General features: G+C 51.1%; 11 protein-coding genes (1 of these 11 only partly in view). 2 read left to right on the forward strand and 9 right to left on the reverse strand.

The window, feature by feature from the left end:
* From pssA to ACJJIV_RS08095, 4 genes are all read right to left on the reverse strand, one after another.
* Positions 1–543, reverse strand: the 5' portion of a protein-coding gene (pssA, locus tag ACJJIV_RS08080; RefSeq protein ID WP_252084473.1) for a CDP-diacylglycerol--serine O-phosphatidyltransferase. It extends 333 nt beyond the left edge of the window; only the first 543 of its 876 coding nucleotides appear in the window; its start codon is at positions 541–543; the stop codon falls past the left edge of the window.
* Between the two features lie 112 nt (positions 544–655).
* On the reverse strand, positions 656–1,681 hold the full coding sequence (gene ilvC, locus ACJJIV_RS08085; RefSeq protein ID WP_444891386.1) for a ketol-acid reductoisomerase: 1,026 nt from the start codon (positions 1,679–1,681) through the stop codon (positions 656–658).
* A gap of 24 nt (positions 1,682–1,705) precedes the next feature.
* Positions 1,706–2,197, reverse strand: a complete 492-nt coding sequence (ilvN, locus tag ACJJIV_RS08090; RefSeq protein ID WP_252084471.1) for an acetolactate synthase small subunit — start codon at positions 2,195–2,197, stop codon at positions 1,706–1,708.
* Between the two features lie 11 nt (positions 2,198–2,208).
* The gene (locus ACJJIV_RS08095; protein ID WP_444891387.1) at positions 2,209–3,945 is read right to left on the reverse strand and encodes an acetolactate synthase 3 large subunit; all 1,737 of its coding nucleotides are present in this window, start codon (positions 3,943–3,945) and stop codon (positions 2,209–2,211) included.
* 459 nt (positions 3,946–4,404) lie between these two features.
* Here ACJJIV_RS08095 and ACJJIV_RS08100 point away from each other — a divergent pair, with 459 nt between their 5' ends.
* On the forward strand, positions 4,405–4,884 hold the full coding sequence (locus tag ACJJIV_RS08100; RefSeq protein ID WP_444891388.1) for a DUF4124 domain-containing protein: 480 nt from the start codon (positions 4,405–4,407) through the stop codon (positions 4,882–4,884).
* A gap of 10 nt (positions 4,885–4,894) precedes the next feature.
* On the opposite strand, the gene ACJJIV_RS08105 is transcribed toward ACJJIV_RS08100, so the two are convergent.
* On the reverse strand, positions 4,895–5,974 hold the full coding sequence (locus ACJJIV_RS08105) for a DUF4785 family immunoglobulin-like domain-containing protein (protein WP_444883730.1): 1,080 nt from the start codon (positions 5,972–5,974) through the stop codon (positions 4,895–4,897).
* 19 nt (positions 5,975–5,993) lie between these two features.
* Positions 5,994–7,211: a hypothetical protein gene (locus ACJJIV_RS08110; protein WP_444891389.1), complete on the reverse strand. Its 1,218-nt coding sequence runs from the start codon at positions 7,209–7,211 to the stop codon at positions 5,994–5,996.
* Between the two features lie 252 nt (positions 7,212–7,463).
* Between ACJJIV_RS08110 and ACJJIV_RS08115 the strand changes: the two genes are divergently transcribed.
* Positions 7,464–8,528 carry an AraC family transcriptional regulator gene (locus ACJJIV_RS08115; RefSeq protein ID WP_444883728.1) on the forward strand — a complete coding sequence of 355 codons (1,065 nt, stop codon included), beginning with the start codon at positions 7,464–7,466 and terminating at the stop codon, positions 8,526–8,528.
* A 20-nt stretch (positions 8,529–8,548) separates the two neighbouring features.
* Here ACJJIV_RS08115 and ACJJIV_RS08120 read toward each other — a convergent pair whose 3' ends face one another.
* The 3 genes from ACJJIV_RS08120 to clpB all read right to left on the reverse strand — a co-directional run bounded on the left by ACJJIV_RS08120 (position 8,549) and on the right by clpB (position 15,687).
* On the reverse strand, positions 8,549–11,620 hold the full coding sequence (locus tag ACJJIV_RS08120) for an efflux RND transporter permease subunit (RefSeq protein WP_444891390.1): 3,072 nt from the start codon (positions 11,618–11,620) through the stop codon (positions 8,549–8,551).
* Between the two features lie 18 nt (positions 11,621–11,638).
* Positions 11,639–12,745, reverse strand: coding sequence for an efflux RND transporter periplasmic adaptor subunit (locus tag ACJJIV_RS08125; protein ID WP_252084464.1), 1,107 nt, complete (start codon positions 12,743–12,745; stop codon positions 11,639–11,641).
* A gap of 338 nt (positions 12,746–13,083) precedes the next feature.
* The gene (gene clpB / locus ACJJIV_RS08130; RefSeq protein WP_444891391.1) at positions 13,084–15,687 is read right to left on the reverse strand and encodes an ATP-dependent chaperone ClpB; all 2,604 of its coding nucleotides are present in this window, start codon (positions 15,685–15,687) and stop codon (positions 13,084–13,086) included.
* Positions 15,688–15,729 lie beyond the last annotated feature (42 nt).

The following is a 15,729-nucleotide window of genomic DNA, read 5'->3' on the forward strand; positions in this document are numbered from 1 at the left end:
AACCATGCTGGCAACAATTGCCGCAGCTGTTGGACTGGCAAGACCAATAAATACCCCTTTATCGACGGTATCTACCTGGGTATTAAATCGGGCCAAGCGCAGGGCGGCGCAAGCCGCATACAAAAATGCGATAGCCCAGCCAAATTTGCCCAAAGAATCCAACCCCCAGCTAAAAGCTACCAGAGCTGGAGCAAGGCCAAAAGAAACCATGTCAGAGAGGGAATCATATTGCACACCAAAGGCACTTTGAGTGTCGGTCAGACGTGCAACCCGCCCATCCAGGCCATCCAAAACCATAGCCACAAAAATTGCGATCGCGGCAGCCTCAAAGTTTCCGCTCATACCGGCAATAATTGCGTAGAAACCGCTAAAAAGGGCTCCGGTGGTGATTAGGTTGGGCAAGAGATAGACACCGCGCGCGCGCACCTTTTTGCCATTCTCTGCAACCTCTTCCTCAATGTGCTCGTCGACGGGCAGACGAATTTCCTCATTCAGACCACTAATTGGGTCTTCGGGCTGCTTATCATCCCCTTGAACGCTCATAGACTCTCCGTTAATGCATTTTGCAGCCAGCGAGTGTACGCCATTGCCCTGTGTGGGCACAGGGCAAAAAAAAACGGCGGGATATCCCGCCGTTTTTTTAGTTAAACAGTTCTCAACCGTTGCCTTCTGTCCGATCAATAATTTTATTCGCTTTGATCCAGGGCATCATGGCACGAAGCTTGGCACCCACCTGCTCAATTTGATGCTCTGCCCCAATACGGCGCTCAGCCTTTAAGCGCGGCTGTCCAGCGAGAGATTCCAACATAAAGTCCTTTGCGAATTTCCCGGTCTGAATATCCTTCAAAACGCGCTGCATTTCTGCTTTAGTCTCATCGGTAACAATCCGCGGCCCAGTGACATAATCACCGTACTCTGCAGTATTGGAAATAGAATAGCGCATGTCAGCAATACCGCCCTGATACATCAGGTCGACAATCAACTTCAGCTCATGTAGGCACTCGAAATAGGCCATCTCAGGCGCGTAACCGGCCTCAACCAGAGTTTCGAAACCAGCGGTCACCAGAGCGGAAACCCCCCCGCACAATACAGCCTGCTCTCCAAAAAGATCTGTCTCAGTCTCCTCACGGAAATTGGTTTCAATAATTCCAGAGCGGCCGCCACCATTTGCACTGGCGTAGGAAAGTGCCAGTTCTTTCGCATTGCCGGAAGCATTCTGGTAAACCGCAATCAGAGTTGGCACACCGCCCCCTTCAAGATAAGTGGAGCGTACAGTATGCCCGGGACCTTTTGGCGCAATCATAATGACATCTATATCTGCCGGCGGCTCAATCAGTTCGAAGTGCACATTGAACCCATGAGCAAAGGCGAGCGCCGCACCAGATTTTAAATGGGGGGCCACTTGCTCTTTGTAAATATTGGCTTGGTACTCATCCGGTGCCAGAATCATTACCACATCAGCATCTTTGACCGCACTCTCTACCTCGGCAACACGCAGGCCGGCACTCTCCGCTTTGCTCCAGGAGCCAGAGCCTTTGCGCAAACCGACAACAATATTTTCTACACCGGAATCCTTGAGATTATTGGCGTGGGCATGCCCCTGAGAACCGTAACCGATAATCGCAACATTTTTCCCGCGGATTAAAGACAGTTCACAATCTTTATCGTAATAAACTTGCATGACTAAATTCCTATTTCCTGCTATCTAAACACTTAATACTTTTTCACCGCGGGCGATTCCAGAAACCCCGGAGCGCACGACTTCCATAATGGTGTGCTCTCCCAATGCCTGTAAAAATGCATCGAGTTTTTGACCGGTACCGGCAACCTGAACCGTGTACATACTGCTGGTAACATCCACTATCTGCCCACGAAAAATATCTACACTTCGCTTGACCTCATCGCGCTGGGCTCCATTGGCACGCACCTTTACCAGCAATAATTCCCGCTCGATATGAGAGCCTTCAGTAAGGTCAACCAGCTTCACCACATCAATTAATTTGTTGAGGTTTTTGGTTATCTGCTCGATCTTGTGATCATCACCTATGGTCACCATGGTGAGGCGTGACAAAGTAGCGTCTTCTGTAGGCGCCACAGTCAAGCTCTCAATGTTGTAGCCGCGCTGGGAAAACAATCCCACAACTCGGGATAGCGCTCCCGGCTCGTTCTCCATCAAAACCGAAATAATTCTCCGCATTTCCCTAACCCCTATGTCCGTTCGGTTTTGCTCAGCCACATATCACGCATGGAGCCACTCGGCATGACTTGCATCGGGTAGACATGCTCAGAGGGATCGACGTAGACATCGATAAACACCGTGCGATCTTTATGCGCAAAGGCCTCTTGCAGTTTTTCATGCAAGTCTTCTCTTCGCTCAATCTTCACACCCAGGTGGCCATAGGCTTCTGCAAGCTTGACGAAGTCCGGCAGAGACTCTTCGTAGACACTGTTGGAAAGGCGCCCTTCGTACTGCATTTCCTGCCACTGCTTCACCATTCCTAGTGCCTGGTTATTGAGACACAGAATCTTAACCGGCAGATGGTATTGAGTAGCGGTGGACAATTCCTGAATACACATCTGGATACTGCCCTCACCGGTCACACAGACAACTTCTTTATCTGGGTGGGCAATCTTCACCCCCAGGGCAGAAGGCAGACCAAAACCCATGGTGCCGAGCCCGCCGGAGTTAATCCAACGGCGCGGCTTGTCGAAATGGTAATACTGGGCGGCAAACATCTGGTGCTGTCCAACATCAGAGGTCACGAAGGCATCGCCCTCGGTGATATCGTAAACCGCACGAATGACTTCCTGCGGCATGATCAGGGCGCCGTCAGTTTTGTATCGCGGAACGGTATAGAGGCCGTGACGTTCACGCCAGTCGTCTATCTGACGCCACCAGTCAACGATTGCTGACTGGTCCGGCTGTTCCTCACTGGATTTAAAGGCTTCCAGCATATCAGCCAGTACTGACTGCACAGTACCAACGATGGGAATATCGGCGACGATGGTTTTGGAAATAGAAGCCGGGTCCACATCAATATGAATAATCTTGGCTCCCGGACAAAATTTGCTGGGTGTATTGGTAACGCGGTCATCGAAACGCGCTCCCACCGCCAGAATGACATCTGCATGATGCATAGCGGTATTAGCCTCGAAGGTGCCATGCATGCCGAGCATACCGAGAAAACGCCTATCGCTACCGGGAAAAGCGCCGAGTCCCATCAAGGTATTGGTCACGGGATAATTCAGATGGCGAGCCAACTCGGTGAGCAGTTCGGAGCCATCCCCCTGAACCACACCACCGCCAGCGTAAATTACCGGTCGCCGCGCCGATAGCAACAACGCCACCGCCTTGCGTATTTGTCCACTGTGGCCCTTGCCCGCCGGCGTATAAGAGCGCATGCGCAGCTTATCCGGGTAGCGATAGGGAAAGCGCTCGGCGGGGTTGGTTACATCCTTGGGTACATCAATCACCACAGGGCCAGGGCGACCAGTCGTGGCTATATAGAAAGCTTTCTTAACGATCTCGGGAATATCCTCGGCGTTCTTCACCAGGAAACTGTGCTTTACGATTGGCCGCGAGCAACCAACCATATCGGTTTCCTGAAAGGCATCTTCACCGATCTTATCGCTGGGCACCTGACCCGAAATCACCACCATAGGAATCGAATCCATATAGGCGGTCGCAATTCCGGTAATCGCATTCGTGGCCCCTGGACCCGAGGTCACAAGTACAACACCCGCCTTGCCTGTTGAGCGGGCATAGCCGTCTGCAGCGTGGGTAGCACCCTGTTCATGCCGCACCAAAATGTGTTTGATGGACTTCTGCCTGAAAATGGCGTCATAGATATGCAGTGCCGAACCGCCCGGGTAGCCAAAAATCAGATCTACCCCTTCATCCTGCAGCGCGCGAACCAACATATCGCCGCCGGAAAGTAATTCCACTTGAGTCTCCTCAATTCACCTAGTTGGTAGGATAGCCATCACCAAAGAACCGCTAACCGAACGAACAACAAGAATGTTGAACGGCAATTGTAAAGGAAAATGATGACAGATATCAGCCTGTTGCGTGTTTACATGCCGATTTTTAGGATGAGATCATCGCGCGCAGTAAAACACCCAGCCTGAAACCGACACGGCGGTGTCCGAATTGCAGGCTAGCAGGCCTCCAGGGGTAGGGAGAGCCTCTCGGCGGAATTGCGGTGGAGGGGTGGTCCACCTGTGCTAGTGTCCTGGCCGCGGGTGTGCGGAGACGACTACTCGCCGAGGAAACAGTCGATTTTGCCAATCCAACATTGACTGTCAATAGACATGACTGAAAGTGTTAAGAGAGTTACAGGAAAGTCCACCGTTACCGGTACAATATGTCGGGTAAGGAAAGATACAACGATAAGGGGTAATCCAATGCGCGTCGCACTCGCAATGCTATTCTCCGGCCTGGCACTGGCCGCTCAAGCCAACGGCATCTACAAGTGGGTGGATGAGAACGGCGTGGTGCACTTTGGGGAGCAGCCACCCAGTAGCACTGAGGTTGAAGTTATAAAGAAGCCGAAGTCGGAGCGCTACAAACAATGGGAAGCGGAACAACAGGCTGCGATAGCTGCAGAAAAAGCCAAACAAGTGGCTGCCAAGCCCACTCCCGAGAGAAAAAATACCACAAAACAAGAAGCCCAAGGCCCCTCAAAAGTGGATGAGCAAGTAGCCCGCGCCCAGGCAGCAGCACGCGCACAACGCTGTGAGTCCTCCCAGAAAAACCTAAAAGCCCTGACTACCCACGCTCGGGTACGTGAAATCGACGAACAGGGCAATCACCGTATGCTGGGAGAAGATGAACGCCAGGAACGCATTACCAAGGAAAAACAGAGTATTCGCGATAACTGCTAAGCCCTAGCTTTTAAAGCTCTTTATAAGGCGTTTCGTTAAACTGCTCCAGGCTGTAACGCTCGGTGTAATAGCCGGGTTCAAACAGCCTATCTGCCCTGGGCACCGTCACCCGCGCAATACTCAGCTGCTTAACCAGATAGGGGCCATCCTGATCGGCATCGCGGATCATCAGACCGTAAAATTCGAAGGGGATCCAGTGGCGCCCTGGAGAAAGCTCAACCGCATATTGGGTGCTGCCAATGGGCGTCTGCTCATCGTTGTAGAGGGAACCACGGAAGTAAAAACGGCCCTGTTGCAATATTTCCACTTCGGCTTCCACTAGTAAATTACCCTCACTGGTAAGCGAGTCTCGCAAGTTGCCGGTATAGCTGCCCGTATCCTCTGACAGTGTAAATGCCGCTGCATCGCGCAGGCCATCGATATCCGTATCCACGATGATCTTATAAATACCCGTTGGCAGCGACTGCCCTTGGTAAGCTCCCGCCTCTATCTCCGCCTCGTAAACCAAGTCCCCGTTGCCATCTTCAAAGGTCAGTGAACCCAGCACATGTTGGTCATCCAACACCATCAGGGCGGTCAGGTCCGCTGGTACCTTGACACCATCGCTATCGGTCTGAAAGGCGAAGACACGCACGGTATCACCATACAGATAGAACTTCTGATCAGTCCACAGGGTCAAGGTGTCTCCATTGTCACTGTAGGTAGTGCGCTGGTCTGGGGCATGGGTCTGGGAAATCGGATCCTGCGAAGCGCTCTTGATCGCGCGATTTTCCGGTGGATAGCGGTGAAATTTTGCCAGATCAGAGAGCAGTGACTGGTGCAACTCGGTCTTGACCGGCCGCGCCTGGATCTCCTGCCAAACCTGAACAGATTTATCCTCGACCGGTTTCTCTTCAACCAGCGCTACCTCTTGAAGCTCGGCCCTCTGTGGCTGTGGGGCATGGAGCCCGCCAGCTTCCGCCTTGGCAACAACCGCTGTGGATACTTCCCCACCCTCACCAGTGAACCAATAAGCCACGGCTGCGGCGATAAAGACAATGGATCCCAGGATGGCTAAGCGCCCCTTGAGGCGATTGTTGCTGACGGACATGGGCTAGCTCCCGCAAAAATTACTGAGTACAGGCGGCAATTCGGCCGGCGCTGTTTTTACCAACCCCACAATTCAAACCATCGGGAATGCCATCGTAATCCGGAGACAAAATACCGCCATTGCGCTGAGCATCGTGATCGGTATAAATGCTGGCCAGATTGTAGGAACGAGCCGTACCCTTATTGTCGTTGTCACAGGAGAAGGTGGCACTGCCGTAGGCAATACCCATGAAGGTGTCGTACTGCTTGAGGTTTGACCAGAGGCTTCGTTTGCCGGAACCATAACAGTTCATCTGGGAAGCGAGATTAATATAACCATCATCTTCACCATTCAACAGTGCCGAGGAAACGCTTTCTGCACCGGGAAAGCCCGCGTAGCCGCCAATGGTGTAGACAGGCGCACCCAGATTAGTGCCCACGTAATTACGCACGGTATAAATATCGTTGGTCTGCATATAGCGCACCGCGGCACACTCCCTGCCAAAGAAGAGGTCATTGATCACCTCGTCATACCAAGTGCCATTACAGATACGATCCACGCCCTCGGTACCGGTGATTGCTCCACCAGTGGTGAAGATCGCAGCCACTCCGCTAATCGCACTATCAAAATCCACAGTAACCGCGTTGGCATCACTCAGGCTGGCAACCTGCACTTCCTCAGAAACGGTTTTACAGCTCTTGCTGCCCCACCAAGTTGTCGAGCACTTCTTAACATCCTGTACTTCAGTATCAGTGTCGTACTGATTGTAAGCACGGTTGTAGTAAGGTGATCCTTCAACAGCGTTGCCAGCGATATACATCATCTGCGCAGCGCCCTGGCTGTGGGAAATAATCCAGAAGGTATCATCGGCAGAACACTGGTTTTCGTGTTCGAACCTGTCTCCGGCTCCACTGCGGATCTGAATAATTTGCCGTGCAATTTCACCGGAGGTTTTATCGTGCCAGTAGGGCAGCTCACCCTCATCGGTAGAGTTGTACCCCACTACTCCGTAATTGCCGCCGCTGATTAGCAGCTGGTCGATAAAACTGCTGTTTTTATATTCATCGAAATAGGTTTCGCTCCAATAGTCCAGTGCCGGTTGCACTAAACTCCCATCGCTCGCTGTACTGGTTGTATGCCCCTCGACTCCATGTCCATGGACCAGGATGTAGCAGTTCTCCGCTACCGCCGCAGAAGTGCCTACCATCGCAGCAAAAAAAACAGACAGGCCTGCGCCCAGTCGTTTAGACAGTGTCATGGTTATTGACCTTTATAATTTTATAAGTGGATATTTACTGACCGCAGAGTCTCGAGGTATCCGTTTCGCAACACACTGCAGACCCCTGCAACTTATCTGCTGAGGTGGGTGCCGCAATAGGATTTATGGCGCCACAGGATGATCAAGTGCGCCACATGAGGCGACCGGTTCGTCATAATTCACATTATTGTTTTCTTAGATTGATACGCCTTTGCTATGATCGAATTAACGCCACCCGGACGGCAAAGAGTCATGAGAGACCAGAATAAAAATATGTCCGGCCATGCCGGCGTGCCTAAAATATTTGCACCCTATTTCGTTACAGCTGCTGCGCGGCTGGGTATTCCTATTGGTACTCTAATTGAGCGGCTGCCTTTCGCATTTAGCTGGAATCCCCGCGAGAACGAGCGACTTAGTTACAGCGAGTTCAATGCACTGATTGAAAACCTGGTAGCACTTTCCCCAGTTTCTTCACCGGGACTCAGTTTCAGTCGCTTTCCTATTATCTTGTGGCTGGAAGAAACCATTATCGAGGCGCAACCCTCCCTGCGGCGGCCACGGGAAATACTGCGCCCTGCGGAAATTGTTTTATCGCAAACCCTGGCGCCGCTACTAAGATTCGAAACAAGACAAGAAAAAGAATGTGAAGTCCTCACTCTGCAATGGCGCTTAGAATTATTTAGCGAACCGGTAAACCATTTCTTTGCCGAAATGTTAATGGCCCGAATCGCGGAATTATTGCGTACGCTGAACCCCCAGTTTACTGAGGTATGCGGTGTTAAGTTGCGCAGGCCAAAACCCGAGGATGATTCTATTTATGCCCGTATATTCCAAAGCCCAGTAGAATTTGACTGTGATACCAACGCCATTATTCTTGGCTCTGAAACACTGGATTTTCCTATCCCCAGCTACCACAAGTTACTGCGTAGCCAGAGCCGAAATGTTTTAAAAACTGTTTTACACAATACGCTATCGAGTTACAACTTAGCCGCGAGCCTGCGCTCATGGCTGGAAAAACACATTCTCCGCGAGGAAGTCACCATTAAACAGGCCGCCGCTCACTTTCGCACCAGCGGCCGCACCCTGCAAAGGAGATTGAAAGAACAGGGGGTTACTTTTCAGGAGCTAAAAGACAGTGTCACCCTGGCCCTGACCAAACGTCTACTGCTGTCCTCCAGTGAATCTGTCGAGAGTATCGCAATAAAGCTGCACTTTGCCGAGCGCGCGGTATTTACCCGCTTCTTTAAAAAACACGAGGGGGTTACTCCCAGTGAGTTCCGCCGTAGTAACACCACAAGAGGTATCCTCGACGCTTAAAAGAATCATGCACGAGGCCATTAATTGCCCTGCACTTGTGCCCTTATCTTTTCGTAATCCCGCCCCAAATAAAGATACATGGCAGGCACCACAAAAAGGGTAAATAATGTGCCAATCGTCATACCCGAGGCGACGACCAGCCCCATGGCAAAACGGGCCCCACCACCGGGCCCTGAAGCAATCAGCAGTGGCACCATTGCCAGCACCAGTGATGCCGTTGTCATCAATACCGGCCGCAGACGAATAGAAGTAGCCTCCTCTATAGCGGTACGCTTATCCACTCCCCCCATTTGTAATTTATTGGCAAACTCCACAATTAGAATTCCATGCTTGGAGATAACGCCGATTAGAGTCACCAGTCCCACCTGGGTGTAGATATTAAGTGTGGTTAGACCCAGGCTTACAAAGATCATAGCGCCGCACACACTCATTGGGACAGTCACTAACATAATGAGAGGGTCGCGCCAGGACTCAAACTGGGCCGCCAGCACCAGATAAATTACTATCAGTGCGAAGAAAAAAGTTATGACTAATTCAGAACCTTCCGTTTTGAATTGACGGGATTGACCGGAGTAGTCCACAGAATACTCGGCTGGCAGTATTTGCCTCGCCGCATTTTCCAAAACGTCCAACGCTTCACCTAGGGTGACACCCGGGCGCGGCACTCCGGATATCGTAACCGCATTAAGTTGCTGGAAGCGTTTTAATTGCTGTGGTTCAACGATTTGGCGTAGATTAATCAGAGTATTAATAGGAACCAGGTCCCCGTTAATCGCCCGGATATAATATTGCTTCAACTGGGCAGGAGTCAGGCGATCAACTCGCTCGACCTGGGGGATCACCTTATAACTACGATTATCGAGTGAAAAGCGATTAACATAAGCACCGGAAAGCATTGCCCCCAGGTCACGACTAAGATTCACCATATCCACCCCCATAGTCGCAGCCTTCTCTCGGTCTATTTCAATAACGACCTTAGGCTTATCAATTTTCAGATCGGAGTCCAGAAAAATGAACTTCCTGCTTTGCAAGGCCTTTGCCATGATCTCACTGGCAACATCGGCGAGATTCTCCACTGGCTCTGTTGCCCCGATAACAAATTCCACCGGCAGTTGACCACCTGCAGTTGGCAAGCTCGGCGGCACAACCACAGCCACTTTAAGACCAGCGATGTTGCGCACATCCTCACTGATTAGTTCCTGCATTTGTGCAGTGTCACGTTTACGCTTTTCCCAGGGCCCTAATACAAAGCCCGCCGTAGCATTATTGACACCACTGCTAAAAGTACCGGCGCCATTGAGCAGGAAAATATTTTCCACCTCAGTATAGAGATCAGCAATATCCACCAACTCCCCTGTATATTGCTCAACATAATCCAGTGTGGCATAAGCATCTGCTGTGGATATAGTGAGGACCAAACCCCGATCTTCTGTAGGCTCCAGCTCCTGCGGTGAAGTAATAAAAAGAAAATAACAGCTCACCAAAACAATCAAACCGAAAAGCAAAATAACGCTGCGTTCCTCTAATGCGTTGTGCAAGCGCTTTTCAAAACCCTTCTGTAAATTCGCAAAGCGCCGCTCCAACCAGGCCTCCAAGCGTGTCCCCCCACCGTCACGCGGCTTCAGTATCCTAGAAGCCATCATTGGTGAAAGTGTTAGCGCGACCACACCCGATAGCAGTACGGCACCGGCGAGAGAAAACGCAAACTCGATAAACAGAGTTCCGGTAAGGCCACCGAGAAAGCCAATAGGAATATACACGGCGATCAAAGTGGTAGTCATGGCTACTACTGGCCATGCTAGTTCTCGAGCCCCTACAATGGCTGCTTCGCGAGGCGTGAGCCCCTCTTCAATATGGCGGTGCACATTTTCCAAAACGATAATCGCATCATCCACGACTATGCCAATAGCCAGCACCATACTTAACAGAGTTAGCAAGTTGATGGAAAAGCCCATCAACAGCATCAGAAACATTGCACCCACTAGGGAAAGAGGAAGCGCGATGGCAGGAATCAAAACACTGCGCAAAGACCCCAGAAACAGGTAGATGACCACGATAACGATGATCACTGCCTCGACAATGGTACGCACCACCTCAGAAATAGAGTCCTGAATATACTCAGTACTGTCATAGGGAATTTCTCCCTGCATCCCCTCCGGTAGCTGGGGAAAAATTTCACTCTCCAGCTTTTCCCGTACATATTTGATAACATCCAAGGAGTTTGCATTGGGGGCGACTTCAATAGCAATAAAAGTTGCAGACTGCCCGTTAAATGTCACAGAGCTATCGTAAGTCTCCGCTCCCAACTCAATATCCGCTACATCTCTAAGTCTTACCAATTGATCGCCGCTCGCCCGCACCACCAGATTTTGAAAATCCACTTGGCGGGAAATATCCGTGTCTGCACGTATTTCTATTGCTACTCTAGAGCCCTTGGTAGCCCCCGCTGCAGAAAGGATATTGTTATTACGCAGGGCATTGGCTACGTCTTCAGGTGTCACCTCCAACGCAGCCATTTCTTTAGGCTTCAACCAGGCGCGCATAGCAAAAGTACTGTCCCCAAGCAAACGTGCACGCTGTACCCCGGCTATAGTAGCCAGCTTGGGCTGCACAACCCGAACTAAGTAATCGGTAATTTGATTGTTAGCAAGGATCTCCGAGGAAAAAGAAAGGTACATGGCAGCGGTTGTTTCCCCTTGCTGCATCTCCACACTGGAATCCTCAGACTCTTCGGGCAAGTCGCTACGCAATTTATTTACCTTGGCAACAATTTGAGTCAGCACCTCGTTGGGGTCGTAATCAAATCGCACATAGGCATTGATGGTCGAGAGCCCCTGTACGCTGGTAGATACCATGTAATCTATGCCATCCGCCGTTGCAATCTCCTGTTCAAGCGGCGTGGTAATAAATCCCTGTACAAGATCGGAGTCTGCTCCCACATAGACAGTAGTGACTGTAATAACTGCATTCTCCAGTTCCGGATACTGGCGAATATTTAATTCAGTTATTGAGCGCAAACCCAGTAGAAAAATAAATAAACTGACTACTGAAGCTAATACCGGTTTACGAATAAATATTTCTGTAAAATTCACCGCAACACCCAGTAGAAATTAACTGTTTTCAGGAGTGGGAGATGGGTCCTCTGGCGGCTTGTTCTCATTGTTGATTACCGCAGCCTCACCGTTGCGCAATTTGAGCAAGCCGCTGCTGGCCACCTCATCGCCCTGTAGCAATCCTTCTACAATTTCCACCAGATCACCGCGCTCCTCCCCGGTTTTAACAAAACGTTTGTTTGCGGTGACACTGTTATCAGAGGCATCCGTTTCCAACACAAAGACCGATACGCCATAGGGAGCAAACAACAGGGCCGTTCGGGGGACCGAAAGTACTCGACGGCTGGCTTCAATTTTTACAGAAACCTGGGCAAACATACCTGGGCGCAGGTGCTTCTTGGGGTTTTCGAGCGTAGCCTGTATCAGGAAATTGCGGCTGGCCCTATCTACTCTGGGGTCTACCGCGGTAATTCTCCCCAGATAGGTTTTACCGGGAAAAGCATCGGTAGTCAGGCTGATTGGCATCCCCTCCTTAACCAGAGAGTATTTCTGCTCTGGCAGGGAAAAGTCGACAAAGATAGGCGTGAGCTGTTGAAGAGTGACTACCGCGTCCCCCGGGCTGACATTCTGCCCAAGATCAATACGGCGTATTCCTAGAACACCATTAAAAGGCGCCAGCACTCTACGCTGATCCACCCTGGCGCGCTGTACCTCGATATTGGCCACTACCTGATCCAAGGTGCTACGCGCACTATCGAGCTCTGCTTCAGTGGTCACACCACGCGCGGTAAGCGTTTTAATTCGTGCATAATTGCGCCTTGCCAAACGCAGCTCAGCATCCAGAACCTGCAGCTGTGCTTTCTCCGGCTCGGCGAATATTTCCACGAGAAGGTCGCCTTTGTGTACATACTGGCCGGACTTGAAGTGGATAGCACTAACCACACCCTCGGCCTCTGTCGTAACCTCAACACCATTGACGGCACGGACTGTACCAACCCCGCTTAAATCCTCTGGCCAATTTTGCACCTGCGCCTTCGCCGAGGTCACTGTAGGAGCCGGCAAACGCATATTGTCCAGAAATTGGTTCACCATGCGCTGGGCAATAAATTTATACGCAAAAATACCGCCAAAAAGTACCAGGCACCCGAGCAGCATTAGCACCATGCGTTTACTGATAATTTACCCCCGATCATTCACAACAATGCCGCGGATCAACAAGACGGGAAGTCTGACTCTGGGAGCCACCAACTGAACAGACCACCAGATTTAGTTTATAAAGAAAATCCCGTGCGTATTGTTAGACTCTCATTGGATTAGCCTGAAATGATATTTGAACGCCATGGAAGGGACGGAAGTGACGATAATGGTGGAAAGATAGGTACCTGCACCCAATTTTTGAGCGAGATAAAGAAGGAGGAAGAAAACGAAATATCCTACTCTAAGAATCGATGAAACAGATGTATAACTACCTGTTTCATCGACAGACAAACGAATAATACCGACTAGCGGAATACCGCCCGATCACCCTCGACATCCGCGTGGATAGTGGTGCCGGGAGTAAATTTACCTGCGAGCACATCTTGCGCCAGTGGGTTTTCCAGCCAGATTTGTATCGCCCTTTTCAGTGGCCGCGCGCCATAGACCGGATCAAAGCCCACCTCAGCAAGCTTATTCAACAGGCCCTCGGAAACCTCCAGCTTCAGATCACGCTCGCCCAGACGTCGGCACAATTGTCGCAACTGAATTTCCGCAATGGCGCGCACTTCCGCCTTATCCAGCGGGTGGAATACCACTACCTCATCAATACGGTTAATAAATTCTGGGCGGAAGTGATTGCCCACCACTTCCATCACTGCATTTTTCATCTGTCGATAACGAATTTCGGCATCCAAGTCATCTCCACTCTCGGCGCTGGCAAACTTTTGGATCAGGTCCGACCCCAAGTTGGAAGTCATCACTACAACAGTATTGCGAAAGTCCACGGTGCGACCCTGGCCATCGGTCAAGCGACCATCATCCAGCACCTGCAGCAGGATATTGAATACATCCGGATGTGCCTTTTCCACTTCATCGAGCAACACCACTGAGTAGGGTTTACGGCGCACCGCCTCAGTCAGGTAGCCGCCCTCCTCGTAACCCACATACCCCGGAGGTGCGCCTATCAGGCGGGCCACTGAGTGCTTTTCCATAAATTCCGACATATCGATGCGCACCATGGCATCTTCGGTGTCGAAGAGAAATTGTGCCAGAGCCTTACAGAGCTCAGTTTTACCAACCCCGGTGGGGCCCAGAAATAGGAAAGAGCCGTTGGGGCGATTAGGATCGGCGAGACCCGCGCGGGAGCGCCGCACCGCATTGGCGACAGCCTCCACCGCTTCACCCTGGCCTATAACACGTTTGTGAAGCTCGTCTTCCATACGCAGTAATTTTTCCCGCTCGCCCTCCAGCATTTTGGATACCGGGATGCCTGTCCAGCGAGAAACAACTTCGGCCACTTCTTCATCGGTCACCCGATTGCGCAACAGGCGCGGCTCTTCACTTGCCTCATGGGTTGCAGCAGACTTCAACTGCTGTTCCAGCTGTGGGATAACACCGTACTGCAGCTCCGACATTCGGGTTAAGTCACCCGCGCGACGCGCCGATTCCATATCCAACTTGGCCTGTTCCAGTTTCTCTTTCAGGTCGTGGCTACCCGCAAGCTGGGATTTCTCCGCTTTCCAAACTTCCTCGAGATCGGAGTATTCCTTTTCCAGCTGGTGAATTTCCTCCTCCAACTTGGCTAAGCGCTTCTGTGTGGCCTCGTCATCTTTATCTTTTTTGACTGCCTCGCGTTCGATTTTAAGTTGGATTAAACGGCGCTCCAGTTTATCCATCGATTCCGGCTTGGAATCTATTTCCATGCGGATACGACTAGCCGCTTCATCGATCAGGTCGATGGCTTTGTCCGGCAGCTGACGATCGGTAATATAGCGCTGAGACAATTTGGTGGCAGCAATGATGGCCGAGTCGGTAATATCCACGCCGTGGTGCACTTCGTAGCGTTCTTTTAATCCCCGCAATATGGCAATGGTATCTTCCTCGGTGGGCTCATCCACCAGTACCTTTTGGAAGCGACGTTCAAGGGCCGCATCTTTCTCGATGTACTGGCGATATTCATCCAGGGTTGTGGCGCCAACACAGTGCAACTCACCACGCGCTAGAGCCGGCTTAAGCATATTACCGGCATCCATAGCACCCTCAGCTTTGCCCGCCCCCACCATGGTGTGCAGCTCATCAATAAACAGAATGATCCGCCCTTCCTGCTTGGAAAGCTCATTGAGAACAGCTTTTAAGCGCTCTTCAAATTCTCCACGGAACTTGGCGCCGGCTAGCAGAGCGCCCAAGTCCAATGACAACAGACGCTTGTCTTTGAGGCCCTCGGGAACCTCACCGTTCACAATTCTCTGAGCGAGCCCCTCGACAATCGCGGTTTTACCTACACCGGGTTCCCCGATCAGTACCGGGTTGTTTTTAGTGCGACGCTGCAATACCTGTATCGTACGACGAATTTCATCGTCGCGACCAATCACCGGATCCAGCTTGCCGGCAATCGCGCGTTCGGTCAGATCCAAGGTGTACTTATCCAATGCCTGACGTGCCTCTTCCGCATTGGGATCGTCAATTTTTTCATCACCACGCACTTTTTGTATCGCTGCCTCTAATTGTTTTAAGTCGCCATTGGCATTGAGTATTTTGGCAATTTCCCCTGCAGCAGAATCAAACGCAGCAAGTAAAACTGTCTCACTGGAAATAAAACTATCATCATTTTTTTGCGCTTTTTTATCCGTGAGGTTCATCAGGCGCATCAGCTCCTGCGACATACCCACGTCCCCAGTGGGGGAGCTGATAGTTGGCAGGTTATCAAGCCTTTTTGCCAGGTCATTGCGCAGACCATTTAGATTAAATCCGGCCTGCGACAAAAATGCAGGCACGCTGCCGTTATTTTGGTTGAGCAGCGCAAGCAATAGGTGCTCTGGATAAATTTGGTTGTGATCTCTGCCAACGGCCAGAGATTGTGCATCGGCAAAAGCTGCCTGCAGCGGGTTTGTCATTCTGTCTATACGCATGAATGCAACCTCTCCTACTCGGGGATTTTATGTAGTACTGGG

Source organism: Microbulbifer mixtoriginis (SeqCode), assembly GCF_052466765.1.

Excerpts from the sequence above, each read along its gene's own strand:
- ilvC (WP_444891386.1), bottom strand. The coding sequence starts at position 1,681 with ATGCAAGTTTATTACGATAAAGATTGTGAACTGTCTTTAATCCGCGGG.
- ilvN (WP_252084471.1), bottom strand. The coding sequence starts at position 2,197 with ATGCGGAGAATTATTTCGGTTTTGATGGAGAACGAGCCGGGAGCGCTA.
- ACJJIV_RS08100 (WP_444891388.1), top strand. The coding sequence starts at position 4,405 with ATGCGCGTCGCACTCGCAATGCTATTCTCCGGCCTGGCACTGGCCGCT.
- ACJJIV_RS08105 (WP_444883730.1), bottom strand. The coding sequence starts at position 5,974 with ATGTCCGTCAGCAACAATCGCCTCAAGGGGCGCTTAGCCATCCTGGGA.
- ACJJIV_RS08110 (WP_444891389.1), bottom strand. The coding sequence starts at position 7,211 with ATGACACTGTCTAAACGACTGGGCGCAGGCCTGTCTGTTTTTTTTGCT.
- ACJJIV_RS08115 (WP_444883728.1), top strand. The coding sequence starts at position 7,464 with ATGAGAGACCAGAATAAAAATATGTCCGGCCATGCCGGCGTGCCTAAA.
- ACJJIV_RS08125 (WP_252084464.1), bottom strand. The coding sequence starts at position 12,745 with ATGGTGCTAATGCTGCTCGGGTGCCTGGTACTTTTTGGCGGTATTTTT.
- clpB (WP_444891391.1), bottom strand. The coding sequence starts at position 15,687 with ATGCGTATAGACAGAATGACAAACCCGCTGCAGGCAGCTTTTGCCGAT.